Here is a 25,083-nt window from a genome sequence, read left to right on the forward strand (position 1 = left end):
CCCCACTGAGTTGTCCCCCGAGTTTTCCCCCGACATGCGAAGTCTAGGGATGTCGAACATCGTGAGGAACTATTTCAGGAACGCCCCCGCGGCCGAAAGTTGGGCCCCGCACGAAGGGTGGTGAAGTCCCCTCCGCACCTCCTGCGGAGCGCCGGTGGCCGCCCCGTTGACGGGGTGCGGCCGACACCCGGAGAGTGGTGGGAGCCCACAGGGCGAAGCCGTAAGGATCGGGGGGTCCTGATGGAGAGCGGCCGGCAGGGGACACGGAGCGGCGCCGCGCCCGCGGTGCGGTGGGGCGATGTGGTGCTGTCCGCCGTCGCCGCGGTGAGCTGGGCGTTCATCGGGATGGCGGGGGTCGCGGCGCTCGGGCTCCATCTGCTGGACGCGGACGCGTCGGGCTCGCTGGGGCCCATGACGGCCGCGGTGGTGGCGGCCGGTGTCGGGGGGCGGGTGACGCCGTCCGGCGATGTCTCGGCGTTCGGTCTGGACAGTGCGCAGGCCCACACCTCGATCGACGTCGCGCCGCTGGGCGTGGGTCTGGTGGGGGCGCTGTTGCTGAGTTGGTTCTTCCTACGGTCCCTGCGGGCGGCGGGAGTTGAGATCTCGGCGGGCGAACTGCTCGCGCGCGTGGGTGCGGTGGTGGTGCTGTTCCTGGGGATGCTGGGCGGGCTCGTCTGGGCGGGTCACGACATCATCACGATTGACGGTTCGAAGCTGGGTCTCAACGACATTCCGGGCGCGGGGAGTCTGCCGGGCGGTATCGCGGACAAGCTCCCCGGCGGCATCGGGGACGCGCTGCCGGACCGGCTCGGCGATCTGGTGAAGGCCGAGGCGAAGGTCGGCTTCACGGTGCAGACGGGTGCGACGCTGCTCGGCGGCGCCGTGTTCGTGGTCGGCGTGCTGCTGATCGCGCTGCTCGCGTCCCGCCGTACGCCGTTGCCACCCGCTCTGGGAGCGGTCCACCGGGTGGTGCGGCCCGCCGTGTCGGCGCTGGTGACGGTGTTGCTCGTGGCGGTTCTCGCGGGGCTGGCCGCGGCGGTGTACGCGATGATCGGCGACGACCATCCCCGGCGGATCGCGGGCGCCGCCCTGCTGGGGGCGCCCAACGGGGTGTGGATCGGGGTCCCCCTCGGCCTGTTCGTGCCCTGGGACGGCTCGGCGACCGGGGCGCTGACCAAGGTGCTGCCGGATCCGCTGGACGATCTGCTGCGGGTGTCGTCGGACCGGCCCGTGACGCTGGGCCGGCTCGCCGAACTCGACGGCAGGGTCTGGCTGCTGGCCGTCGCCATGGCGCTGATGATGCTGTTCGCCGGGGTGCTGACGGCGGTGCGCTCGCCGGTGGTGCGGGCGCCCTGGGGCTTCGCCGGGCGCTGCGCGCTGCGGCTCGGGGTCGTCACCGCGCTCGCGCTGCCGCTGCTGGTGCGGCTGACGGACGTCTCGGCCGACGCCTCCCTGTCCGTCCTGGGCTTCGACGCGTTCGGCGCGGGCCTCGACCTGCACGGCAGTCTCGGCATGGCGCTGCTGCTCGGGGCGGCGTGGGGCGCGGGCGCGGGGGCGCTCGGGGCGCTGCTCGCGTGCGCGGCCGGGGCCGCGGGCAGCCGGGTGGCGCCCCTCGCCCTGCCGGCGCCGGAGCGGCCGGGCACGCCGACGGGCCCGTACCGGCCGAGCCGCCCGTACCGCCCGGCCAACCCGGACACGAACCCGTATCTGAAGAACCCCTTCGACCGGCGCGGCGGGGACGGTGTGGACGCCGCGCCGACGGTGGCGAGCCCGGTCAGGCCCGAGTCCCGCCCCCGCGGGCAGGGCCCGGACTGGCCGTCCCCTCCCCCACCCCCGCCCCCACCGGGCCCGACCAGGGACCGACGCCGGCCACCGGAGCAGCCGGGGGGCTGAGAGGCGGGGTGCGCGCGGCGTGTTCCGGCAGTCGGAACCGCCCCGGCGCCCCGCACACCGCCGTGCGGCCAAAGGCCCGGCCGTCACCCCTCCCCCGCTCGCCGCGGGGACCGGCAGCGACCGCCGCCGCACCTTCCCGGCGACCGAACGACGGGATGCGGGCCGCACACGGCACACAAACCACCCCGCCCACACCGGGAACCGGACGCGACGACCACCCCAACCACCCCGCGACCGAACGACGGGCACGAGGTATCGGCGGGGCCTGGTGTGTGCCGGGGATGGGGCGGCGGTTGGTTCTTTGGTGGCGCGGTGGTGAACACCAGCAACCGCCACCGCGCCCCCCGGCGGCCGAGGCGCGGGCGCGCGGTGTGTCCGGCAGTCGGACCACCCCCGCGGTTCCGGGCGGGGGCCGGATACCGTAAGGGCATCATGAGCGCCTCGCAGCCCCAGCACCTCGCTGATGCCCCGACCGACACCCCGACCGTGCCGGCCGACGTCCCGACTCTCCTCGTCAAGATCTTCGGCAAGGACCGGCCCGGCATCACCGCCGGCCTCTTCGACACCCTTGCCGCCTACTCCGTGGACGTCGTCGACATCGAGCAGGTCGTCACCCGGGGGCGCATCGTTCTGTGCGCCCTGGTGACCGAACCGCCGGCCGGTCTCGCAGGAGACCTGCGGGCCACCGTCCACAGCTGGGCGGAGTCCCTGAAGATGCAGGCCGAGATCATCTCCGGCATCGGTGACAACCGGCCGCGCGGCCTCGGCCGCTCCCTGGTCACCGTGCTCGGGCACCCGCTCACCGCGGAGTCGACCGCCGCGATCGCCGCGTCGATCACCGACACCGGCGGCAACATCGACCGTATCTTCCGGCTCGCCAAGTACCCCGTCACGGCGGTGGAGTTCGCGGTCTCCGGCACCGAGACGGAGGAACTGCGCACCGCGCTCGCCATAGAGGCGGCGAAGCAGGGCGTGGACGTGGCGGTCGTCGCGGCCGGGCTGCACCGGCGCGCGCAGCGGCTCGTCGTGATGGACGTCGACTCGACGCTGATCCAGGACGAGGTCATCGAGCTGTTCGCGGCGCACGCGGGCTGCGAGGACAAGGTCGCCGAGGTGACGGCGGCGGCGATGCGCGGCGAGCTGGACTTCGAGCAATCGCTGCACGCGCGCGTGGCGCTCCTCGAAGGGCTCGACGCGTCGGTCGTCGACAAGGTCAGGAGCGAGGTGCGGCTCACCCCCGGCGCCCGCACGCTGATCCGTACGCTCAAGCGCCTCGGCTACCAAGTGGGTGTGGTGTCGGGCGGGTTCACCCAGGTGACGGACGATCTGCGGGAGCGGCTCGGCCTTGACTTCGCGCAGGCCAACACGCTGGAGATCGTCGACGGGCGGCTGACCGGCCGGGTCACCGGCGAGATCGTGGACCGGGCGGGCAAGGCGCGGCTGCTGCGCCGGTTCGCCGAGGCGGCCGGGGTGCCGCTCGCGCAGACCGTGGCGATCGGCGACGGCGCCAACGATCTGGACATGCTGAACGCGGCGGGGCTCGGTGTCGCCTTCAACGCCAAGCCGGTGGTGCGCGAGGCGGCGCACACCGCGGTGAACGTGCCGTTCCTCGACACGGTCCTCTATCTGCTCGGCATCTCGCGCGAAGAGGTCGAGGCGGCGGACGCGCAGGGCGCGTAACCCCTCGTACGACGGAAAGAGGGGGCCCGGCGACAACGCCGGGCCCCCTCTTCGTGTCGGCGGGCGGCTACTCGCTCGGCGCCCAGTAGTCGACGAGCGTGGCCGTGCCGGGCTCCAGGCCCTTCCAGGGTCCGGAGAAGGTGAGCACGGAGAAGGCGGCCGTCGGGAACCCGCGCTGGTCGAGCCGCTTGCGCGCGTCGCCCTCGGCGTCCTTGGTGAGGATCTCGGTGAGGGCCTGCACTCCGGGGTTGTGGCCGATGAGCACGATGTTGTTCACGTCGTCCGGCGTCTCGTTCAGCACGGCGATCAGCTCGCCCGGCGACGCCTCGTAGATCCGCTCCTCGTACACGGTCTTCGGGCGATCGGGCAGCTCGGCGACGGCGAGCTTCCAGGTCTCACGGGTGCGGGCGGCGGTCGAGCAGAGGGCCAGGTCGAAGGGGACTCCCGAGTCGGCCAGCTTGCGGCCGGCGACCGGGGCGTCCCTGCGGCCCCGCTCGGCCAGCGGGCGCTCGTGGTCGGAGACCTGGGGCCAGTCCGCCTTGGCATGCCGGAAAAGGACAATCCTGCGGGGTTCTGCGACGCTCATGGTTCCCAGCTTCGCATGAAACCGGGCACGGGGCGCAGGGAGTTGACGGGCTCGCCCGGCAGGAGTGAACGGCCCTGTACACGGCCTACGGGAGCAGCAGCTCCTTGGCGCGGGACAGGAGGTGCGCGACGGACGGATCGCCCGCCGCGGCCTGCCCGTCGGCCGGGTTGAGGATCAGCAGGAGCAGCGTCACGAAGGCGATGGCCGGCAGCACGACGGCCCACCAGGGCAGCCGGATGTCGACGCCGCCCGTGGCTGCCGGGTGGGACCGGGTGTGCGAGGGGGCCGACATGAATGCCTCCGGGATCCGTGACGCCGTACGACCGTGCGACCCGGTCGTGGGCGTCTTCTTCGTCTGTCGCGTCGCCGTTCTCGGCGACACTTCGACGGTACGGACCGGACGGCCCCGGGCCCATCGGGTGATCCACCCAGTTGACCCTGAGCCTGGCCCCCTAGGGGATGGTGGAGTTAACCCCACCCCCGCCCGGCCATCGGGTCACCGGGTCACGGTGAGGCGAGGGTGGCGATGACGGCGACGACGACGGTGACGAGCAGCATCAGGCCGAGGACTCCGAGGAGCTTCTTCTGGCCGTTCTGCGGATTGGGTTCGAGCACTGGCGACATGCGGCAAGTGTCGCACCCGTCCCCGAACGTCAGGACGCGGGGGCCAGCTCGTCCTCGACCGTCCGGTTGCGGCCCGCGAAGACGCCGATCACGATCTGCGGCACCATCAGCGCGGCCATGAGCGCGATCGGCACGCCCCAGCCGCCGCTGTGCTGGTAGAGGACGCCGACGAGCAGCGGTCCCGGGATCGAGATCAGGTAGCCGGTGGACTGGGCGAACGCGGAGAGCTTGGCGACGCCGGCGCCGGTGCGGGCGCGCATGCCGACCATGGTGAGGGCCAGCGGGAAGGCGCAGTTGGAGATGCCGAGGAGGATCGCCCAGGCCCACGCGCCGGAGGCCGGGGCGAGGTAGAGGCCCGCGTATCCGGCCAGGCCGCACACGCCGAGGGCGATCACCATCGGGCCCTGGCTGGGCAGCCGGGCGGCGACGCGCGGGATGACGAAGCCGAGCGGCACGCCCATCACCATCGTGACGGCGAGCAGAATGCCGGCGGTCGACGCGGAGACGCCGGCGTCGCGGAAGATCTGCGCCATCCAGCCCATCGTGATGTACGCGGCCGTGGCCTGGAGCCCGAAGAAGACGGCGAGCGCCCAAGCGGTGCGGCTGCGGGTGATGCGCAGGCCGTCCTCCGCCGTGCCGCCCTGCGTGCGCGCGGGTTCCGCGGGGCCCCGGTCGCGCACGAGCGGGATCCACGCCAGCAGGGCGACGGCGCCGAGCGCGGCCCACACGGCGAGGCCGGTCTGCCAGTTGCCGCCGAGGCCGTCGGTCATGGGCACGGTCGCGGCGGCGGCGAGCGAGGTGCCGGCGGCGAGCGCCATCGAGTAGAGGCCGGTCATGGAGCCGACGCGGTCGGGGAACCAGCGCTTGACGATGACCGGCATCAGGACGTTGCTGACCGCGATGCCCATGAGCGCGAGGGCGCTGGCGACCAGAAAGCCGACGGTGTTGCCGGTGTACGGGCGGATGATCAGGCCCGCGGTGATCGCGGCCATGCCGAAGCAGACGACCGCGCCGGCGCCGAACCGCTTGGCGAACCGCGGTGCCATCACGCCGAAGACGGCGAAGCAGAGCGGCGGCACGGAGGTGAGCAGCCCGGCGAGGCTTCCGCTCATGCCGAGCCCGTCGCGGACCTCTTCGAGGAGGGCGCCGAGGCTGGTGATGGCCGGCCGCAGGTTCAGGGCGGCGAGGACGATGCCGACGGTGACGAGACGTATCGCCCACGCGCGCGGGGCGGCGCCTTCGTCCTTCTTTTGAAGAACGTCCTGTTCAGGTGCGTCGCGGGGGATCGGGGAATCGGTGCTCGGCGGCGCCATCGTCGGGGTGTCCTCACTAGCCATGAGACCCATCTTAGAATCATGGGATGATTGACTGTCCAATCGGTGCCGTCGGTTGTTCCGTCGGTTCGCTACTGTTCACAGTCCGTCCGCACGAAGGAACGCCATGCCGCTGACCTCTCCCAGGCGCTCGGCCCTCTCCGAGCAGGTCATCTCCGCCCTGCGCGCCCAGATCTCGTCGGGCGAGTGGCCGGTGGGCTCCCGGATCCCGACGGAGCCGGAGCTGGTGGAGCAGCTGGGTGTGGCGCGGAACACGGTGCGGGAGGCGGTGCGCGCCCTCGCGCACAACGGACTCCTCGACATCCGGCAGGGCTCGGGCACGTACGTCGTGGCGACGAGCGAGCTGGCCGGGGTGATGCAGCGCCGGTTCGCCGAGGCCGATCCGCGGCACATCGCCGAGCTGCGCTCCACGCTGGAGTCCAGCGCGGCGAAGCTGGCCGCGGTGCGGCGCACGGAGCGCGACGTGAAGCAGCTGGACGCACTGCTCGTACGCCGTGAGGAGGCGTGGGAGTCGGGCGACACGGAGGCGTTCGTGACGGCGGACGCGACCTTCCACATGGCCGTGGTGGCGGCGTCCCACAACGACGTGATGACGGCGATGTACGCGGACCTCGGCGAGGTGCTGCGGGACTGGCTGCGCGAGGACGTGGGCGAGCGGCTGACCGCGGAGAACCACATGGACCACGCGGGGCTGGTCGACGCGATCCGGGACGGGGACGCGGAGGCCGCGGCGACGGAGGCGGCGGGCTATCCGTTCCTGTGCCGTCCGGGGCGCCTCACCGGGCCACCTTTCGGTGGCTGACCCACACGTCCCGCACCTTCTTCCAGCACCGCCCGTCGAGCCGGACCGTCTCGGCGGGGTTCACCTCGCGCGGCGCCGAGTCGGTGTCGATGTCCCACCACGGGGCGCACTCGATGTGCAGGGCGACGGCGTCGACACCCGGGTACGGGTTGTGGCAGACGGCGCGCACGCGTGAGCCGTCGATCTGGGTGCGGCACTGGGCGCCGAACAGTTCACGCTCGGGTTTGCCGGGCTTTTCGTCGGACGCGGCGTCGTACGGGAGTACGGCGATCAGGAGTACGACGGCGAGGGCTGGGGTTATGCGTCGGGGCAGGCGCACAAAGGGACCTCCTCGCACCCAGGGTGCAAGAAGGTCCCTCGTGTGCGCCCGGCCGGTGGGCCGAACGGGGGTACGTGCTCAGGCGCCGATGGCGTGCAGCCCGCCGTCCACGTGGACGATCTCGCCGGTCGTCTTCGGGAACCAGTCGGACAGCAGGGCGACGATGGCCTTGCCGGCCGGCTCCGGGTCGTCCAGCTTCCACTCGAGCGGGGAGCGCGAGTCCCAGACCGCCGCGAGGTCGCTGAAGCCCGGGATGGACTTGGCGGCCATGGAGCCGAGCGGGCCCGCCGAGACCAGGTTGCTGCGGATGTCGTGCTTGCCGAGGTCGCGCGCCATGTAGCGGCTGGTGGCCTCCAGGGCGGCCTTGGCCGGGCCCATCCAGTCGTACTGCGGCCAGGCGAACTGGGCGTCGAAGGTGAGGCCGACGACGCTGCCGCCTTCAGTCATCAGGGGCAGCAGCGCCATCGTCAGCGACTTCAGGGAGAAGGCGGAGACGTGCATGGCGGTGGCCACGGACTCGAACGGCGTGTTCAGGAAGTTGCCGCCGAGCGCGTCCTGCGGCGCGAAGCCGATGGAGTGCACGACGCCGTCGAGACGGTCGCCCAGGTGCTCACGGACCTGGCCCTCCAGGCGCGCGAGGTGCTCGTCGTTCGAGACGTCGAGCTCCAGGACCTTGACCTTCTCCGGCTGGGGCAGCTTCTTGGCGATGCGCTCGGTCAGCGTCGGCCGCGGCCAGGCGGTGAGGATGATCTCCGCGCCCTGCTCCTGCGCCAGCTTCGCGGCGTGGAAGGCGATGGAGGACTCCATCAGCACACCGGTGATGAGGATGCGCTTGCCCTCGAGGATTCCGCCAGTACTAGTCATCGTTCTCAGTGACCCATGCCCAATCCGCCGTCAACCGGGATGACGGCTCCAGTGATGTACGAGGCGTCGTCGGAGGTCAGGAACTTCACCACTCCGGCGATCTCCTCGACCTGCGCGTACCGGCCGAGCGGCACCTGCGACACGATGCCGGCGCGCTGCTCGTCGGTCAGGGCCTGGGTCATGTCGGTGTCGACGAAACCCGGGGCGACGACGTTGAAAGTGATGTTGCGCGACCCCAGCTCACGGGCGAGGGAGCGCGCGAAACCGACCAGACCCGCCTTCGAGGCGGCGTAGTTCGCCTGCCCCGCGGAGCCGAGCAGGCCGACGACGGAGGAGATCAGCACGACGCGGCCCTTCTTGGCGCGCAGCATGCCGCGGTTGGCACGCTTCACGACCCGGAAGGTGCCGGTGAGGTTGGTGTCGAGGACGGACGTGAAGTCCTCCTCGGACATGCGCATGAGGAGCTGGTCCTTGGTGACGCCGGCGTTGGCGACGAGCACCTCGACGTTGCCGTGCTTCTCCTCGATCTCCTTGTAGGCCTGCTCCACCTGCTCGGTGACGGTGATGTCGCACTTCACGGCGAGCGCCCCGGCGTCGATGAGCTCCTTGGGCGGCTCGCCCGAGCGGTAGGTGAACGCGACCTTGTCGCCTGCCTCGACGAAAGCACGGGCGATGGCGAGGCCGATGCCCCGGTTTCCTCCGGTGACGAGAACCGAGCGGCTCAACGGATCACCCTTTCGATAGCGGTGGTGGTCTTCGAAACCTATCGGTACGACCCTTGGTACGGAGAATCGACCACCGACAGTGGCGTACGCGACTCACTGTGGGGTCCCTACAGAAAGGTCTGGCCGCGCACCCCTGTCCCGCGACATGATCAGAGCCCGCCCGAGGCGACGAACCGCGACGAACAGGGAGGCCTTGTGCCCCATACGATCGATGAAGCCTTCACGGCGCTGCCGCTGCGGGCCCTGGCCGACGCGGCGCTCGCCCGCGCCCGGGCCCTGGGCGCCGAGCACGCGGACTTCCGCTTCGAGCGGGTGCGCGGCGCCGCGGTCAGGCTGAGGGACGCCCGGCCGGCCGGCTCCTCCGACACCACGGACCTGGGGTACGCGGTGCGGGTGGTGCACGGCGGCACCTGGGGCTTCGCCTCCGGGGTCGACCTGACGATGGACGCCGCGGCGAAGGTCGCCTCGCAGGCCGTGCAGATGGCCAAGCTCAGCGCGCAGGTGATCAAGGCGGCCGGCTCCGACGAGCGCGTCGAACTGGCCGCCGAGCCGGTCCACGCCGAGAAGACCTGGGTCTCCGCGTACGAGATCGATCCCTTCTCGGTGCCCGAGCAGGAGCGGGCCGGGCTGCTCGCCGACTGGAGCGCGCGGCTGCTCGCGGCCGACGGGGTCAGCCATGTCGACGCCTCGCTCCTGGCCGTGCACGAGAACAAGTTCTACGCGGACACGGCGGGGACCGTGACGACCCAGCAGCGGGTCCGGCTGCACCCCCAGCTGACCGCGGTCGCCGTGGACGACTCCAGCGGCGAGTTCGACTCGATGCGCACCATCGCGCCGCCGGCCGGCCGGGGCTGGGAGTACCTGACGGGGACGGGCTGGGACTGGGAGGGAGAGCTGGCCGAGCTCCCCGGGCTGCTCGCCGAGAAGATGCGGGCGCCGAGTGTCAAGGCGGGCAGTTACGACCTGGTCGTGGACCCGTCCAATCTGTGGCTGACGATTCACGAGTCCATCGGGCACGCCACCGAGCTGGACCGCGCGCTGGGCTACGAGGCGGCGTACGCGGGCACCTCCTTCGCCACCTTCGACCAGCTCGGGAAGCTCAAGTACGGCTCCGAGATCATGAACGTGACGGGCGACAGGACCGCCGAGCACGGGCTCGCCACCATCGGCTACGACGACGAGGGCGTGGCCGGGCAGTCCTGGGACCTGGTGAAGGACGGCACGCTGGTCGGGTACCAGCTCGACCGCAGGATCGCCCGGCTCACGGGGTTCGAGCGGTCCAACGGCTGCGCGTACGCCGACTCCCCCGGGCACGTGCCGGTGCAGCGGATGGCGAACGTGTCGCTCCAGCCCGATCCGGGCGGTCTGTCGACCGAGGACCTGATCTCGGGCGTGGACAACGGCCTGTACCTGGTCGGCGACCGGTCCTGGTCCATCGACATGCAGCGGTACAACTTCCAGTTCACCGCGCAGCGGGCGTACGCGATCCGTGGCGGACGGCTCGCCGGTCAGGTGCGGGACTTCGCCTACCAGGCGACGACGACCGACTTCTGGGGTTCCATGGCGGCGGTCGGCGGCCCGCAGACCTATGTCCTGGGCGGCGCCTTCAACTGTGGCAAGGCCCAGCCCGGCCAGGTCGCGGCCGTCTCGCACGGCTGTCCCAGCGCGCTGTTCAAGGGCGTCAACATCCTCAACACGACGCAGGAGGCGGGTCGATGAGCCCTCGTAGCAGCAAGCCCCACGAGACCGTCGAGCGCGCCCTGGAGCTGTCGCGGGCCGACGGGTGCGTCGTCATCGCCGACGAGACCTCGACCGCCAATCTGCGCTGGGCGGGCAACGCGCTGACGACGAACGGGGTGACGCGGGGCCGCACGCTCACCGTCATCGCGACCGTCGACGGCAAGCAGGGCACGGCGACCGGTGTCGTGTCCCGGTCCGCCGTGACCGCCGCCGACCTCGAACCGCTGGTCCGCGCCGCCGAGGAGGCCGCCGCCGAGGCGGGCCCCGCCGAGGACGCCCAGCCGCTGGTCGACGGCGTACCGCAGGACCCCGGTTTCACGCAGGCGCCGGCCGAGACCTCGTCGGCGGTGTTCACGGAGTTCGCGCCCGCGCTCGGTGAGGCGTTCGCGCGGGCCAAGGCGGGCGGGCGCGAGCTCTACGGCTTCGCCAACCACGAGCTGACCTCCAGCTATGTCGGTACGTCGACGGGTGTGCGGCTGCGCCACGACCAGCCGAACGGGACGCTGGAGCTGAACGCCAAGTCGCCGGACCGCCGCCGCTCGGCGTGGGCGGGGCGCTCCACGCGGGACTTCAAGGACGTCGACCCGGCCGCGATGGACGCCGAGCTGGCCACCCGTCTCGGCTGGGCGGAGCGGCGGATCGACCTGCCCGCGGGCCGGTACGAGACGCTGCTGCCGCCGACCGCCGTCGCCGACCTGCTGATCTATCTCCTGTGGTCGGCGGGCGCGCGGGACGCCGCCGAGGGCAGGACCGTGTTCAGCAGGCCGGGTGGCGGCACCCGCGTCGGCGACCGGCTCAGCGAGCTGCCGCTGACGCTGCGCAGCGACCCGCACGCGCCGGGCCTGGAGTGCGCGCCGTTCGTCCTTGCCCACACCTCGGGCGACGACGCGTCCGTCTTCGACAACGGGCTGCCGGTCTCCGCCACGGAGTGGATCTCCGGCGGGGAGCTGAAGCACCTGACGACGACGCGGCACAGCGCCGCGCTGACCGGGCTGCCGGTCGCGCCCTCCGGGGACAACCTGATCCTCGACGGCGGCTCGGGCAGATCGCTCGATGAGATGGTCGCCGCCACGGAGCGCGGGCTGCTGCTCACCTGCCTCTGGTACATCCGCGAGGTCGATCCGGCGACGCTGCTGCTGACCGGGCTGACCCGCGACGGCGTGTACCTGGTGGAGAACGGCGAGGTCGTGGGCGAGGTGAACAACTTCCGGTTCAACGAGTCGCCGGTGGACCTGCTGCGGCGGGCCACCGAGGCCGGGCGCACGGAAAAGACGCTGCCGCGCGAGTGGGGCGACTGGTTCACTAGGGCTGCGATGCCGGCCCTGCGGGTGCCGGACTTCAACATGAGCTCGGTCAGCCAGGGCGTCTGAGCGCTTTCCGATCGCCCATAGACTGGTCGGGCCCCAATAGAACTGTGCAAGGAGACCCGGAACCGTGACGGACATCGTCGACGAGCTGAAGTGGCGCGGGCTGTGGGCCCAGTCCACTGACGAGGACGCACTGCGCAAGGCGCTCGCGGACGGTCCGATCACGTTCTATTGCGGTTTCGACCCGACCGCGGCCTCCCTGCACGTCGGCCACCTGGTGCAGGTGCTGACCATGCGCCGCCTCCAGCAGGCGGGCCTGCGCCCGCTGGCGCTGGTCGGCGGCGCCACGGGCCAGATCGGCGACCCGCGCCCGACGGCGGAGCGCACGCTGAACGACCCGGAGACGATCGCGAACTGGGTGACCCGGCTGCGCTCGCAGATCGAGCCCTTCCTCGACTTCGAGGGCGAGAACGCGGCGGTCATGGTGAACAACCTGGACTGGACCGCCGGGATGTCCGCGATCGAGTTCCTGCGCGACATCGGCAAGCACTTCCGGGTCAACAAGATGCTGACCAAGGACTCCGTGGCCCGGCGCCTGGAGTCGCAGGAGGGCATCAGCTACACGGAGTTCAGCTACCAGCTGCTCCAGGGCATGGACTTCCTGGAGCTGTACCGGCGCTACGGCTGCACGCTCCAGCAGGGCGGCTCCGACCAGTGGGGCAACCTCACGGCCGGTCTCGACCTGATCCACCGCCTGGAGCCGGAGGCGACGGCGCACTGCATCGCGACGCCGCTGATGGTCAAGGCCGACGGCACCAAGTTCGGCAAGACCGAGGGCGGCGCCGTCTGGCTCGACCCGGAGATGACGTCGCCGTACGCCTTCTACCAGTTCTGGCTGAACGTGGACGACCGCGACATCTCCACCTACATGCGGATCCTGTCCTTCCAGTCCCGCGAGGAGCTGGAGGCGCTGGAGGCGCAGACCGCGGAGCGCCCGCAGGCCCGTGCGGCGCAGCGCGCGCTGGCCGAGGAGCTGACGACGCTGGTGCACGGCGCCGACCAGACGGCCGCCGTGATCTCCGCGTCGAAGGCGCTGTTCGGTCAGGGCGACGGCAAGCTGGCGGACCTGGACGAGGCGACCCTCGCGGCCGCCCTGTCGGAGCTGCCGAAGGCCGAGGTCAGCGAGCTCGGCCCGGTCGTCGACCTGTTCGCCGAGGTCGGCCTCGTGGCCAGCAAGTCCGCCGCGCGGCGGACGGTGAAGGAGGGCGGGGCCTACGTGAACAACGTCAAGGTCGCCGCCGAGGACTTCGTGCCGGGCACGGAGGAGCTGCTGCACGGGCGCTGGCTGGTGCTGCGCCGCGGCAAGAAGAACCTGGCCGCCGTCGAGGTCAAGGGCGCCTGACGCCCCACTGCGACGCCCGAGGGTGCTGTTCACCCTCGGGCGTCCTGCTCTAGGCCCGCTTCTTGTTGCCCCTCAGTGCCGTCCACGCCATGTCGCCCACCGCGACGACCACGACGGCGCCGATCAGCTGGAGCAGATGGCGGATCCAGTCGATGCCCTTGGTGTCGTTGACGCCGAGGCCCGTGGCCGCCCAGTTGCCGAGCACGCTGCCGATGATGCCGAAGACCGTCGTCAGCCACAGCGGGATCTGCTGCTTGCCCGGCAGAATCGCCTTCGCGATCAGGCCCAGCACCAGACCCACGATGATCGCCCACAACCAACTCATGACATCGCCTCCTCAAGCGGCGCGGAGTGCGCGGCCTGCGCCACTCACGTGCGATCAGTCTCCGGCCGTACTCCGTACGGCGCATGTCGGGGCACCCCATACGTGGTACGGCGCAGGGTGCACGCCCAGGTCAGGGCTGCCCCGGTCTCGTAGCCGACGCAGCCCCGGCGTAACGTGGTTGCGGTCCGGTCCGGGGAGAGTCCGGCGAGCTGGCGGGTGGTGGAATGCGATGCGGAAGCACAGTGACAACGGCGGAGCACAGGTTTTCCGGATCACCGGAGCCCGGCAGGGGCTTGCCGAGGACGTGCGGGGGCGGCAGCGCCGGTACGTCATCTCGATGGCGATCCGCACACTCGCGGTGATCGCCACGGCGGTGCTGTGGGACATCGAGCGGCCCGTCGCCATCGTGACCCTGGTGCTGGGCGCCTTCCTTCCCTACGTGGCCGTGGTCATCGCCAACGCCGGCCGGGAGAACGCGCCGAACCTGCCGTCGACCTTCGTGCCGGCCCCCTCGCGTCCGATGATCGCTCCGACGCCCGCGGCGGGTCCCGCGGAATCCGTCCCGGAAGACCGGGCGTAGCCCTCGGCGGCGTCCACCGACGTCATCGGCCCGCGGTACGACTGGTCGATAAAGCTCAAGAAAAGCTCAGATCAATCATGTGGTTCCGGTGCCGGGTACGGGGTCGCGCGTGACATACTGCGTACGCGCTCCGCATCCCCCGTCGGAGCGACGGACCGACGCCGGGCAGCTCCCCCCGTGGCTGCTCGGCGTCGCCTTTTCCCGGGCCTTTCCGACGGGTTTTCCGGGCCGTTTAAGGTTGAGGCGTGAATCTCGCGAACCTGTCCGGACCGACCCCGTCGTCCCCCACGACCCCGCAGTGCTCGGCCAAGGGCTGCCGTGCCGACGCGGTGTGGGTGCTGGCGTGGAACAACCCGAAGCTGCACACGCCGGAGCGCCGCAAGACCTGGCTCGCGTGTGACGAGCACCGCGAGCATCTCTCCCAGTTCCTCGGCGTACGAGGGTTCCTGAAGGACGTCGTGACGCTGGCCGAGTGGGAGTCCGCCGAGCGGCAGGACTGACCCACCGGTCAGCAGGCGGTGCTCCGCCGGTCAGCCGCCGATCGCCGACATCGGGCGGTCGGGCTGCAGGAACGTCGGGTCGTCGAGGCCCGAGCCCGCCTTCTTGCCCCACATCGCGAGCTTCCAGATGCGGGCGATGGCCTCGTCGTCGCCCTCCGGACCGTCCGCGCGCAGGGCCGCGCGCAGATCCGTCTCCTCCCGGGCGAACAGGCAGGTGCGGACCTGGCCGTCGGCGGTGAGGCGGGTGCGGTCGCAGGCCGCGCAGAACGGGCGGGTCACCGAGGCGATGACGCCGACGCGGTGCGGTCCTCCGTCGACGGTCCAGCGCTCGGCCGGGGCGGAGCCGCGCTCCCCGGACTCCTCGGGGGTCAGCTCGAAGCGGGTGCGCAGGGAGGCCAGGATGTCACCGGCGGTGACCATGCCCTCGCGCTTCCAGCCGTGCTGGGCGTCCAGGGGCATCTGCTCGATGAAGCGCAGCTCGTAGTCGTGCTCGACGGCCCAGGCGAGGAGGTCGGGGGCCTCTTCCTCGTTCAGCCCCGGCATCAGGACCGAGTTGATCTTCACCGGGGTCAGGCCCGCCTCGTGGGCCGCGGCGAGGCCGTCGATGACGTCCTTGTGGCGGTCGCGGCGGGTCAGCGTCTTGAAGACGTCGGGGCGCAGCGTGTCCAGCGACACGTTCACCCGGTCCAGGCCCGCCTGCTTGAGTGCGGCGGCGGTGCGCTTCAGCCCGATGCCATTCGTCGTCAGGGACATCTGGGGGCGGGGCTCCAGGGCGGCGACCCGCTCGACGATGCCGACCAGGCCGGGCCGCAGCAAGGGCTCGCCGCCGGTGAAGCGGACCTCGGTGATGCCCAGGTGCGTGACGGCGATGCGGATGAGACGGACGATCTCGTCGTCGGTCAGCAGATCCGACTTGCCGAGCCACTGCAGTCCCTCTTCGGGCATGCAGTACGTGCACCGGAGATTGCAGCGGTCGGTCAGCGAGACCCGCAGGTCGGTGGCCACCCGGCCGTAGGTGTCGATGAGCACGTGGGCCCCCTCCCTCTTGTCGTGCGTGTAAGGCCTGACACTGACCGAGCCTACGTGACGGGTCCGACACCGACCCTCCGGTGATCCCACGAGCGTGCCGCGCCCCCGTCGTAGAGAGCTACCAGCCGACTGCGACGGGGGCACGGTACGAAGCGGGGTCAGTGGGCGCCGGTGCCCGTGAGGGAGCGCACCTCCAGCTCCGCGTACTTGCCCGCGTCGGCCTTGTCCTTGGCCAGGTAGGTGCCGATGATGCCGAGCAGGAATCCGACGGGGATCGAGATGAGGCCCGGGTTCTCCAGCGGGAACCAGTCGAAGTCGGCGTTCTTGAACATCGACGTCTCCTTGCCGGAGACGACCGGCGAGAAGAGCACCAGGAAGACGGCGGTGAACAGGCCGCCGTAGATCGACCACAGCGCGCCGTTGGTGTTGAAGCGCTTCCAGAAGAGGCTGTAGAGGATCGTCGGCAGGTTCGCGGAGGCGGCGACGGCGAAGGCCAGGGCGACCAGGCCCGCCACGTTCAGGTCGCGGGAGAGCGCGCCGAGGGCGATCGAGACGATGCCGATGAAGACCGTGGCCCAGCGGGCGGCCCGCATCTCCTGCTTCTCGGTCGCCTGGCCCTTCTTGATCACGTTGGCGTAGATGTCGTGCGCGAAGGACGACGACGAGGCCAGCGTCAGGCCCGCGACGACCGCGAGGATCGTGGCGAAGGCGACGGCCGAGATGGACGCCAGCAGGATCGCGCCCCAGCTGGAGTCGACGCCGCCCAGATGGAGGGCGAGCAGGGGTGCCGCGGTGTTGCCCGCCTTGTTCGAGGCGATGATCTCTTCCGGCTTGATGAGCGCGGCGGCGCCGAAGCCGAGGGCGAGGGTCATCAGGTAGAAGACGCCGATGATGCCGATGGCCCAGTTGACCGACTTACGGGCGGCCTTGGCGGTCGGCACCGTGTAGAAGCGGATCAGGATGTGCGGCAGGCCGGCGGTGCCGAGGACGAGCGCGATGCCCAGCGAGATGAAGTCGATCGTCGAGGTGGCCGTGACGCCGTACTTGAGACCCGGCTCCAGGAACGGCGTGCCCTTGCCGCTGTTCTCGGCGGCGGTGCCGAGCAGGTCCGAGATGTTGAAGTTGAACTTCAGCATGACCAGGAAGGTCAGCAGGACGGCGCCGGCGATGAGCAGCACCGCCTTGACCATCTGCACCCAGGTGGTGCCCTTCATGCCGCCGATGGTGACGTACACGATCATCAGGACGCCGACGAGAGCGACGATGCCGATCTTGCCCTCGTCCGAGGTGATGCCGAGCAGCAGCGAGACCAGGACGCCCGCGCCCGCCATCTGCGCGAGCAGATAGAAGATCGAGACGACGATGGTGGAGGTGCCGGCGGCGGTGCGCACCGGGCGCTGGCGCATCCGGTAGGCGAGCACGTCGCCCATCGTGTAGCGGCCGGAGTTGCGCAGCGGTTCGGCGACCAGGAGCAGGGCGACGAGCCAGGCGACCAGGAAGCCGATCGAGTACAGGAAGCCGTCGTAGCCGAAGAGGGCGATGGCGCCCGCGATACCGAGGAACGACGCGGCGGACATGTAGTCGCCGGAGACCGCGAGGCCGTTCTGGAAGGCGGTGAACTGCCGTCCGCCCGCGTAGAAGTCGGACGCGCTCTTGGTCTGGCGGCCCGCCCATACGGTGATGACCAAGGTGGCCACGACGAAGACCGAGAACAGGGTGATGATCAGCGGACGGTGGTCGCTCGCCTCGGCGGCGGCCAGGGTGATCTGTGACGTGACGGGGCTCATGCGCCGCCCTCCATACGGGACTTGATGGCCTCGGCCTTGGGGTCGAGCTTCGTCGCGGCGTGCCGCGAGTACCACCAGGCGATGAGGAACGTGGTGAGGAACTGGGCGAGACCGAGGACGAGGGCGACGTTGATGTTGCCGACGACCTTGGTGCCCATGAAGTCGCCCGCGTAGCTGGAGAGCAGGACGTACACGAGATACCAGGCGATGAACGCGATGGTGAGCGGGAAGGCGAACGAGCGGTGCGCGTGGCGCAGTTCGCCGAACTCCGCGCTCTGCTGCACCTCGGTGAACTCCTCGGTGGAGGGCAGCGCGCGGGGCTCGTCCGGACTGCCCTTCTGCGGTGGTGGTGCGTCGGTGGCCACGGAGTCTCCTCGTGGTGCGGGTACTTTCGGGGACTGATCAAGGGGAGTTGCTCGAGTCGCGGGCGACTCTGGCTGTGCGGGCATACGTGTTCTCGGACCTCATGGTGACGTGGATCACGTGGGCCGGGTCGCGATGGTAGAGCGAGCCGACGTGATCCGACAGGGGGGTGGATCGTGCTCCTTGCCCCCTGCACAACGGCACGGCGGCGCGTACGGAGCGGTTCAACTCCCTTGATTTCTTTCGGAACTCGTTGATGACCTGCGGCGACTAGAGATACGTTCGCACCGCACCACGCGTCATGTACCTGCCCGAGCACCACATGTGTTCGGGCTTTCCGCATATGCCCCCAGATATGCCCCCATTCGCCCTTGAACGACGGATGATGTGGAGATCCCATGGCTCATCTTCGTGCCAGACGACGTATGGCCCTCGCGCTGCCGATCGGCCTCGCGCTCACGGCGTCCTTCGGCTTCCTGCCGGCCGCGTCCGCCGCGCCGGCCGACTCCCCCGTGGTGAACGCCGGTTCGGCCTCCGACACCTCGCTCGCGTACGTCGTCAACACACGGAGCACGGACGCGCGCACGATCGCTTCCGTCCGCAAGGCGATATCCGCGTCCGGTGGTTCCGTCGTGGAGACGTACGCCAGGATCGGCGTCTTCGTGGTCCACTCGGCCAACCCGGACTTCGGCAAGCAGGTCCGCGCCACCAAGGGCGTGGCCTCGGCGGGCGCCACCCGCACCACGCCGCTCAGCGCGGCCGGCACCACCGACGAGGGGCGTGTCCAGAAGCTGACGGCGGCCGAGGTCAAGGCCGCCTCCGCGAAGGCGACTTCGGGCGAGGAGCCGCTGGAGGCCAACCAGTGGGACCTCAGGGCGATCGGCGCCGACAAGGCGGCGAAGATCGACCCGGGCAGCAGAAACGTCACGGTCGGGGTGATCGACACCGGCGTCGACGACACCCACCCGGATCTCACCGCGAACTTCTCCGCCTCCCAGTCGGCCAGTTGCGTCGGCGGCAAGGCGGACACCTCGTACGGCGCCTGGCGGCCCGCGACCCCGGACCACTACCACGGCACGCATGTCGCGGGTGAGATCGCAGCCGCCCGCAACGGAGTCGGCGTCGCGGGCGTCGCGCCCGGCGTGAAGGTGGCGGGCATCCGGGTGGCCGATCCGCAGACCGAGCTGTTCTACCCGGAGAGCGTCGTCTGCGCCTTCGTCTTCGCCGCCGACCATGGCGTCGAGGTCACCAACAGCAGCTACTACGTGGACCCGTGGCTGTACAACTGCCTCGACGACCCCGACCAGCGGGCCATCGTGGACGCGGTGAACCGGGCGCAGCTCTACGCCACCCACAAGGGCACCCTGAACCTGGCCTCGGCGGGCAACTCGTCGCACGACCTCGACTCGGACGCGATCGTCGACGACTCCAGTCCCGACGACTCGACGCCGGTCACCCGCACCATCGACCCGCACAAGTGCTTCGACGTGCCGACCCAGTTGCCGGGTGTCGTCACGGTCAGCGCCACGGGCGTGAACAAGGCCAAGTCGTACTACTCCAGCTACGGCAGGGGCGTCATCGACGTCGCGGCGCCGGGCGGCGACAAGCTCCAGATCCCGGGCACCCCGGACGCCAACGGCCGCATCCTGTCGACGCTGCCGGGCAACACGTACGGCTATCTCCAGGGCACCTCGATGGCGTCCCCGCACGCCGCCGGCGTCGCCGCGCTGCTGAAGTCCAGCCACCCGAGGGCGACTCCGGCCCAGTTGCAGGCGCTGCTCAAGGCGCAGGCGGACCCGCAGGCGTGCCCGGCCTCGTACGACCCCGACGGCACCGGCACGTACAAGGCGACCTGCACCGGCAGCGCGCGGAACAACAGCTTCTACGGCCACGGCATCGTCAATGCGCTCGACGCCGTCAAGTAGTGCCGCGTCCCGCGCCGTCGATCCCCACCATGACGTACGTCCTCGGCCCGACATCAGTCCGAACGGAGACTTCATGACGCCGCCCCACTCCCGCCCGCGTCCGCGCGGCGCCCGCCGCCCCTTGGCCCTGCCGCTCGGCATCGCGGCGGTCACCGCGCTGGCCTTTCTGCCGAACGCGACCGCGTCGGCGGCCGACACGGAGGGCAACACCCCGGCGAGCGCACCGGTCGCCACCGACGGGCCCGACCTCAGCTACGTCGTCAACGTCCGCCCCGGCAAGGGCGGTTCGGCGGCGGAGAAGGCCATCGGCAAGGCCGGCGGCACCGTCGTCATCGCGTACGACAAGATCGGTGTCATCGTCGCCCACTCCAAGAACCCGGACTTCGCGAAGACGATGCGCACCGTGCGCGGGGTCGAGTCGGCCGGGGCCACGCGCACCGCGCCGCTGGCCGCGCAGTCCAGCGACGACCTCGCCACCCGGCAGGTGCTGACCGCGGCGGAGGCGAAGAAGGCGGCCGCCTCGGCCACGGCGGACCAGGACCCGCTGGAGCCGTTGCAGTGGGACCTGCCCGCGATGAAGGCGGACAAGGCCCACAAGGTGTCCCTCGGCAGCCCGAAGGTGACGGTCGGCGTGCTCGACTCCGGCGTCGACGACACCCACCCGGACCTGGCCCCCAACTTCGACAAGAAGGCGTCGGCCAGCTGCCTGGGCGGGGTGCCCGTGCAGAAGGACAGCGCGTGGCGGCCGGTGGAGGGCGAGTCCGGGCACGGGACGCACGTCGCCGGTGAGATAGCCGCCGCCAAGAACGGCGTCGGCGTCACCGGGGTCGCGCCGGGCGTGAAGGTCGCGAGCCTGAAGGTGGCGGAGCCCGCCACCGGCATGTACTACACGGAGGCCGTGGTCTGCGGCTTCGTGTGGGCGGCCGACCACGGGGTGGACGTCACCAACTCCAGCTACTACACCGACCCCTGGCTGTTCAACTGCACGACGGACGCCGACCAGAAGGCGCTCGTCACGGCCGTCACCCGGGCCTCGCAGTACGCCGAGCGCAAGGGCGCGGTGAACGTCGCGGCGGCCGGCAACGCGGCCACCGACCTCGCCCAGGACGAGATCGTCGACGACTCCTCGCCGGACGACTCGACGCCGACGCACCGGGTCGTCAGGACCAAGGACTGCTTCGACATCCCGTCGCAGCTGCCCGGTGTGGTCACCGTCGCGGCGACCGGCGCCAAGGGCCTCAAGTCCTCGTTCTCGAACTACGGCAAGGGCGTCATCGACATCGCGGCCCCCGGCGGCGACAGCACCGCCTACCAGACGCCCGCTCCCCCGGCGACGAGCGGACTGATCCTGTCCACGGTGCCGGGCGGCAAGTGGCAGTACATGGCCGGTACGTCGATGGCGTCGCCGCACGTCGCGGGCGTCGCCGCGCTCATCAAGTCGACGCACCCGAAGGCCTCGGCGGCGCAGGTCAAGGCGCTGCTGTACAAGGAGGCCGACGCGACCGCGTGCACCGACCCGTACGACATCGACGGCGACGGCACGGTCGACGCGGTGTGCGTGGGCGGCAAGAACAAGAACAGTTTCTACGGTGCCGGTGCGGCGGACGCGCTGGACGCCGTGACCAAGTAGGGCGCTGAACGGTGGGGGCGGGGCCCGGCCGGGTCCCGCCCCCCACCGCTGCGGCACACTGCCCGCATGACCCACGCAACCGGCGCCTCCCCGGCCACCGCCGCCGCCTGGGACGCGCTCGGCGGAGACCCCGCCCTGCTGTCCCGCGTCTCGCACCTCACGCGCGCGGGCGCGCTGCCCGCCCGTCTCCCCGTACGCGAACTGGCCGCGGCCTGCGTCGGCGCGTGCTCCCTCGCGGCCGCGGAACTGGCCGCCACGCGCGCGGGGCGGGACGTGGGCGCCGTCCGGGTCGACGACGGCGCGGTGGCGACGGCCTTCACCAGCGAGCGGCATCTCCTCGTCGACGGGCGCGCCCCGGTCAGCTTCGCCCCGCTGTCGCGCTTCTGGCGCACCCGGGACGGCTGGCTGCGCACCCACGCGAACTACCCGCACCACCGGGCCCGGCTGCGCGCGGCGCTCGGGGCCGGTGCGGACGCGTCCGTGGCGGACGTGGCGGCGCTGCTCGCCGAGCGGTCGGCGTACGAGGTGGAGGAGACCGTGTACGCGGCCGGCGGCCTGGCCGTCGCGCTGCGCACCCCCGACCGGTGGGCCGCGCACCCGCAGGGAGCCCAGGTGGCCGCCCGCCAGCTCCTGACACGGGAACGGCTCGACGACGCGCCGCCCCGGGACCCGCGGCGGCCCCTGCGGGTCCTGGACCTGACCCGGGTCATCGCGGGCCCGGTCGCCACCCGCACCCTGGCGCTGCTCGGCGCGGACGTGCTGCGGGTGGACGCGCCGCAGTTGCCGGAGGACCCGGACGCGCACGCCGACACCGGCTTCGGCAAGCGCTCGACCCGGCTCGACCTGGGCGCCGGTGCGGACCGGCGCGTCTTCGAGGAGCTGCTGTCCGGCGCGGACGTGGTGGTCACGGGGTACCGGCCGGGCGCGCTCGACCGGTTCGGGCTCGCCCCCGAGGCGCTGGCGGAGCGACGTCCGGGCCTGGTGGTCGCGTCCCTCTCGGCCTGGGGCGGGTACGGGCCGTGGGGCGGGCGGCGCGGCTTCGACAGCCTCGTCCAGGTCGCCACGGGCATCGCGGGGATCGAGGGCGACGGCGCGGAGGGGGACTCGCCCGGGGCGCTGCCCGCGCAGGCGCTCGACCACGGCACGGGGTATCTGCTGGCGGCGGCCGTGCTGCGCTCGGTCACCGAGCAGGCGGCGGAGGGCGGTTCGCGGGTGGTCCGGCTCGCGCTCGCGCAGACGGCGCACTGGCTGGTGCACGGGGTGCGGCCGGAGCCCGCGGCCCCCGGCGGGGCACCGGATCCCGACGTCCGGCTCGCGGAGACGGACAGCCCGCTGGGGCGGCTGCGGTACGCGCTGCCCCCGGTGTCGTTCGAGGGCGGGCCCGCCGACTGGCGGCGGCCACCCGGGTGCTGGGGCACCGACGCGCCGGAGTGGCCGACACCGTGACGCCCCGGCGGTCCGGGCGAACCGGAGCCGCCGTCCGCGCGTCTTCCCGGCCATGGATGACCGTGTCCATCGGCCGGACCTGGACTTGCCCGCACACGGAACTGCTGGTCAAGATCCTTTGGTGAGTTCCATGCCGCCGACCACCGAACTGTCCGCTGCGGCGGACGTACCCGTCCGCAGACCCGGCGCCGGGCGCGCCGTCGCCGTCCTCGTGCTCGTCGCCGCGGCGGCCCTGATCCCGATGTTCGGGCCGCGGGCCGCCCTCGACGGCACGGGTGAGGCCGCCGCGCCCGGCACCGGCGGGATCGCGCTGCTGCGGACCGTGCTGTTCGCCGCGCTGTGCGTCCAGGCCGGCGAGATCTTCGCCGGGTTCCTCGCCCGCAGGGTCGAGCCCGCCGCGCGGCAGCCGCGCCGCTGGTCGCCGTACGCGCCGTGGGCGGGGTTCGCGGCGGCCCTGGGGCTCGCCTCCGTGGTGGCCTCCGGAAATCTGGTCCCGGACAGTCTCGCGGCGCTCGACATCGGCGGCCTGTACGGGACACGGGACGGCACGCTGGCCCTCGTCGAGGTGAACGCGTTCCTGGTGGCGGCGCTGTGCGCGCGGACCCGGCGCCCCGGCACGGCGCTGCTGCCGCTGGCCGCCGTGGCGGTCGCGGAGGCGCTGCGCGCCCACCCGCCGTCCGAGGACACCCCGCTCATCGGCGCGGGTCTGACCCTGGTCCACGTCACGAGCGCGGCTCTCTGGGTGGGCGGCCTGCTGTACGTACTGCGCACCACGCACGCGTGGCGGACCCCGGCTCCCGGGGCGGGCGCGGCGCTTCTGGGGCTCTACGCGCGCGTGGCCGCGGTGCTGCTCGCCGCGATCACGGCGACCGGGGTGTGCAGCACGCTGCGCCGGATGCCGGTGAGCACGGTGCTCGACCAGCTGACCTCGACGGCGTACGGGCGCACGCTCCTCGCGAAGGTGCTCCTCGTGGTGGTGGTCGCCGTGCTGGCGCTGGTGGCGCGGCTGCGGCTGTCCCGCGCGCGGGACCGTACGCGGGCGTACGTCCCCGCGCGCGCGGAGGTCGTGGTGCTGGGGGTCGTGGTCGCGGTGTCGGCGGTCCTGACGGCGCTGCCGCTGCCGATCCGCTGGAGCTGACCCCGGTTCCTTCGGGCGTCAGTTGGTGACGAGCACCTTCAGGGCGGTGCGCTCGTCCATCGCCTTGTAGCCGCCCGGGACGCCCTCCATGTCGACCGTCATGTCGAAGACGGGCGAGGGGTCGATCGTGCCGTCCAGGACGTCGGGCAGCAGGTCGGGGATGTAGCTGCGGACGGGGGCGACGCCGCCGCGCAGCGCGATGTTCCGGTTGAACATGACGCTCAGGTCGAGGCCGGTGCCGCTGCCGTGCGGGACGCCGACGAAGCCGATGGCGCCGCCGTCGCGGGTGATGTTCACCGCCGTCCGCATCGACTGCTCGGTGCCGACGGCCTCGATCACGGCGTGCGCGCCCTGGCCCCCGGTCAGCTCGCGGACGGCCGCCACGGCCGCTTCGCCGCGCTCGGCGACGACGTCGGTGGCGCCGAAGGTGCGGGCGATGTCGGTGCGGACCTGGTGGCGGCCGAGCGCGATGATCCGCTCGGCGCCGAGCCGCTTGGCCGCGAGGACGCCGCACAGGCCGACCGCGCCGTCACCGACGACGGCGACCGTGGCGCCCTTGCGGACGCCCGCGCCGAGGGCGGCGTGGTGGCCGGTGCCCATGACGTCGGAGAGCGTCAGGAGGGCGGACAGCAGGTGGTCGTCGGACGCGGCCTCGGCGGGCAGCTGAACGAGGGTGCCGTCGGCGTAGGGCACGCGGACGGCCTCGCCCTGTCCGCCGTCGTAGCCGACCGAGCCCCAGAAGCCGCCGTGCTCGCAGGAGGTGGTCAGGCCCTCGCGGCAGTAGTCGCACACGCCGTCGGACCACATGAAGGGCGCGACCACCAGGTCCCCGCGGCGGACGCCCGACACCTCGCCGCCGGTCTCCTCGACGATGCCGAGGAACTCGTGTCCGATGCGCTGCCCCGGCTGCCGCGCGGCCTCGCCGCGGTAGGCCCACAGGTCGCTGCCGCAGATGCAGGCGCGCAGGACGCGCACGACGGCGTCCGTGGGGAGCACGACGACGGGCTCGGGGACGTCCTCCACCCGCATGTCGTACGGGGCGTGGATGGTGGTGGCGCGCATAGGGGGGTGTTCCTTTGTGCAG

At 71.8% G+C, this 25,083-nt stretch carries 24 protein-coding genes; 12 read left to right on the forward strand and 12 right to left on the reverse strand.

The features are described from left to right. Positions 1 to 240: 240 nt before the first annotated feature. Both ABZ930_RS14635 and serB read left to right on the forward strand, forming a co-directional pair. Positions 241 to 1,893: a streptophobe family protein gene (locus tag ABZ930_RS14635; RefSeq protein WP_361546900.1), complete on the forward strand. Its 1,653-nt coding sequence runs from the start codon at positions 241 to 243 to the stop codon at positions 1,891 to 1,893. Between the two features lie 432 nt (positions 1,894 to 2,325). After that, the gene (serB, locus tag ABZ930_RS14640; protein ID WP_361546903.1) at positions 2,326 to 3,573 is read left to right on the forward strand and encodes a phosphoserine phosphatase SerB; all 1,248 of its coding nucleotides are present in this window, start codon (positions 2,326 to 2,328) and stop codon (positions 3,571 to 3,573) included. Positions 3,574 to 3,640: 67 nt separating this feature from the next. Here the strand turns inward: serB and ABZ930_RS14645 are convergent, their stop codons facing one another. The 4 genes from ABZ930_RS14645 to ABZ930_RS14660 form a co-directional block, all read right to left on the reverse strand. Beyond that, positions 3,641 to 4,159 (reverse strand): histidine phosphatase family protein, encoded by a 519-nt coding sequence (locus ABZ930_RS14645; protein ID WP_361546906.1) that lies wholly within the window; start codon positions 4,157 to 4,159, stop codon positions 3,641 to 3,643. A gap of 85 nt (positions 4,160 to 4,244) precedes the next feature. Next, a complete protein-coding gene (locus tag ABZ930_RS14650; RefSeq protein WP_361546909.1) occupies positions 4,245 to 4,451 on the reverse strand; it encodes a hypothetical protein in 207 nt (68 codons plus the stop codon). Between the two features lie 212 nt (positions 4,452 to 4,663). Further along, positions 4,664 to 4,783, reverse strand: a complete 120-nt coding sequence (locus ABZ930_RS14655) for an SGM_5486 family transporter-associated protein (RefSeq protein WP_258395194.1) — start codon at positions 4,781 to 4,783, stop codon at positions 4,664 to 4,666. A gap of 29 nt (positions 4,784 to 4,812) precedes the next feature. Beyond that, complete coding sequence (locus ABZ930_RS14660) at positions 4,813 to 6,129, reverse strand: MFS transporter (RefSeq protein ID WP_361546912.1); 1,317 nt, start codon at positions 6,127 to 6,129, stop codon at positions 4,813 to 4,815. Between the two features lie 94 nt (positions 6,130 to 6,223). Between ABZ930_RS14660 and ABZ930_RS14665 the strand changes: the two genes are divergently transcribed. Next, entirely contained in the window at positions 6,224 to 6,919 is a 696-nt protein-coding gene (locus ABZ930_RS14665) for a FadR/GntR family transcriptional regulator (RefSeq protein ID WP_361546915.1), read from the forward strand. Here the strand turns inward: ABZ930_RS14665 and ABZ930_RS14670 are convergent. The 3 genes from ABZ930_RS14670 to fabG all read right to left on the reverse strand — a co-directional run bounded on the left by ABZ930_RS14670 (position 6,894) and on the right by fabG (position 8,827). After that, positions 6,894 to 7,238 carry a hypothetical protein gene (locus tag ABZ930_RS14670; protein WP_361546918.1) on the reverse strand — a complete coding sequence of 115 codons (345 nt, stop codon included), beginning with the start codon at positions 7,236 to 7,238 and terminating at the stop codon, positions 6,894 to 6,896. The two genes, ABZ930_RS14665 and ABZ930_RS14670, sit on opposite strands and share 26 nt — an antisense overlap. Positions 7,239 to 7,316: 78 nt before the next feature. After that, positions 7,317 to 8,102 carry an enoyl-ACP reductase FabI gene (gene fabI / locus ABZ930_RS14675; protein WP_361546921.1) on the reverse strand — a complete coding sequence of 262 codons (786 nt, stop codon included), beginning with the start codon at positions 8,100 to 8,102 and terminating at the stop codon, positions 7,317 to 7,319. Positions 8,103 to 8,107: 5 nt separating this feature from the next. Further along, positions 8,108 to 8,827: a 3-oxoacyl-[acyl-carrier-protein] reductase gene (gene fabG, locus ABZ930_RS14680; protein ID WP_361546924.1), complete on the reverse strand. Its 720-nt coding sequence runs from the start codon at positions 8,825 to 8,827 to the stop codon at positions 8,108 to 8,110. Between the two features lie 195 nt (positions 8,828 to 9,022). On the opposite strand from fabG, the gene ABZ930_RS14685 reads away from it, so the two are divergent. The 3 genes from ABZ930_RS14685 to tyrS all read left to right on the forward strand — a co-directional run bounded on the left by ABZ930_RS14685 (position 9,023) and on the right by tyrS (position 13,276). After that, complete coding sequence (locus ABZ930_RS14685) at positions 9,023 to 10,546, forward strand: TldD/PmbA family protein (RefSeq protein WP_361546927.1); 1,524 nt, start codon at positions 9,023 to 9,025, stop codon at positions 10,544 to 10,546. Beyond that, entirely contained in the window at positions 10,543 to 11,937 is a 1,395-nt protein-coding gene (locus tag ABZ930_RS14690; protein ID WP_361546929.1) for a metallopeptidase TldD-related protein, read from the forward strand. Before ABZ930_RS14685 ends, ABZ930_RS14690 begins: the two co-directional genes overlap by 4 nt. Positions 11,938 to 12,001: 64 nt before the next feature. Further along, positions 12,002 to 13,276, forward strand: a complete 1,275-nt coding sequence (tyrS, locus tag ABZ930_RS14695; RefSeq protein ID WP_361546932.1) for a tyrosine--tRNA ligase — start codon at positions 12,002 to 12,004, stop codon at positions 13,274 to 13,276. 49 nt (positions 13,277 to 13,325) lie between these two features. On the opposite strand, the gene ABZ930_RS14700 is transcribed toward tyrS, so the two are convergent. Beyond that, positions 13,326 to 13,601 carry a GlsB/YeaQ/YmgE family stress response membrane protein gene (locus tag ABZ930_RS14700; protein ID WP_361546934.1) on the reverse strand — a complete coding sequence of 92 codons (276 nt, stop codon included), beginning with the start codon at positions 13,599 to 13,601 and terminating at the stop codon, positions 13,326 to 13,328. A 229-nt stretch (positions 13,602 to 13,830) separates the two neighbouring features. On the opposite strand from ABZ930_RS14700, the gene ABZ930_RS14705 reads away from it, so the two are divergent. Both ABZ930_RS14705 and ABZ930_RS14710 read left to right on the forward strand, forming a co-directional pair. Further along, positions 13,831 to 14,181: a DUF3099 domain-containing protein gene (locus tag ABZ930_RS14705; protein WP_361546937.1), complete on the forward strand. Its 351-nt coding sequence runs from the start codon at positions 13,831 to 13,833 to the stop codon at positions 14,179 to 14,181. A 245-nt stretch (positions 14,182 to 14,426) separates the two neighbouring features. Further along, positions 14,427 to 14,681, forward strand: coding sequence for a hypothetical protein (locus tag ABZ930_RS14710; RefSeq protein ID WP_361546940.1), 255 nt, complete (start codon positions 14,427 to 14,429; stop codon positions 14,679 to 14,681). Positions 14,682 to 14,711: 30 nt separating this feature from the next. Here ABZ930_RS14710 and moaA read toward each other — a convergent pair whose 3' ends face one another. The 3 genes from moaA to ABZ930_RS14725 all read right to left on the reverse strand — a co-directional run bounded on the left by moaA (position 14,712) and on the right by ABZ930_RS14725 (position 17,862). Then, entirely contained in the window at positions 14,712 to 15,710 is a 999-nt protein-coding gene (moaA, locus tag ABZ930_RS14715; protein ID WP_361546943.1) for a GTP 3',8-cyclase MoaA, read from the reverse strand. Between the two features lie 158 nt (positions 15,711 to 15,868). Further along, complete coding sequence (locus ABZ930_RS14720; protein ID WP_361546946.1) at positions 15,869 to 17,497, reverse strand: cation acetate symporter; 1,629 nt, start codon at positions 17,495 to 17,497, stop codon at positions 15,869 to 15,871. Further along, positions 17,494 to 17,862, reverse strand: a complete 369-nt coding sequence (locus ABZ930_RS14725) for a DUF485 domain-containing protein (protein ID WP_361546949.1) — start codon at positions 17,860 to 17,862, stop codon at positions 17,494 to 17,496. Before ABZ930_RS14725 ends, ABZ930_RS14720 begins: the two co-directional genes overlap by 4 nt. Positions 17,863 to 18,258: 396 nt before the next feature. Between ABZ930_RS14725 and ABZ930_RS14730 the strand changes: the two genes are divergently transcribed. The 4 genes from ABZ930_RS14730 (at position 18,259) to ABZ930_RS14745 (ending at position 23,999) form a co-directional block, all read left to right on the forward strand. Next, complete coding sequence (locus tag ABZ930_RS14730) at positions 18,259 to 19,785, forward strand: S8 family serine peptidase (protein ID WP_361546952.1); 1,527 nt, start codon at positions 18,259 to 18,261, stop codon at positions 19,783 to 19,785. Between the two features lie 73 nt (positions 19,786 to 19,858). Further along, a complete protein-coding gene (locus tag ABZ930_RS14735) occupies positions 19,859 to 21,415 on the forward strand; it encodes a S8 family serine peptidase (RefSeq protein ID WP_361546955.1) in 1,557 nt (518 codons plus the stop codon). 66 nt (positions 21,416 to 21,481) lie between these two features. Then, positions 21,482 to 22,861, forward strand: coding sequence for a CoA transferase (locus ABZ930_RS14740; RefSeq protein ID WP_361546958.1), 1,380 nt, complete (start codon positions 21,482 to 21,484; stop codon positions 22,859 to 22,861). A gap of 130 nt (positions 22,862 to 22,991) precedes the next feature. Beyond that, on the forward strand, positions 22,992 to 23,999 hold the full coding sequence (locus tag ABZ930_RS14745; RefSeq protein ID WP_361546961.1) for a CopD family protein: 1,008 nt from the start codon (positions 22,992 to 22,994) through the stop codon (positions 23,997 to 23,999). Between the two features lie 18 nt (positions 24,000 to 24,017). On the opposite strand, the gene ABZ930_RS14750 is transcribed toward ABZ930_RS14745, so the two are convergent. After that, a complete protein-coding gene (locus ABZ930_RS14750) occupies positions 24,018 to 25,061 on the reverse strand; it encodes a zinc-dependent alcohol dehydrogenase family protein (RefSeq protein WP_361546964.1) in 1,044 nt (347 codons plus the stop codon). Between the last annotated feature and the right edge of the window lie 22 nt (positions 25,062 to 25,083).

Source organism: Streptomyces sp. NPDC046716, assembly GCF_040645755.1.
Taxonomy (GTDB): domain Bacteria; phylum Actinomycetota; class Actinomycetes; order Streptomycetales; family Streptomycetaceae; genus Streptomyces.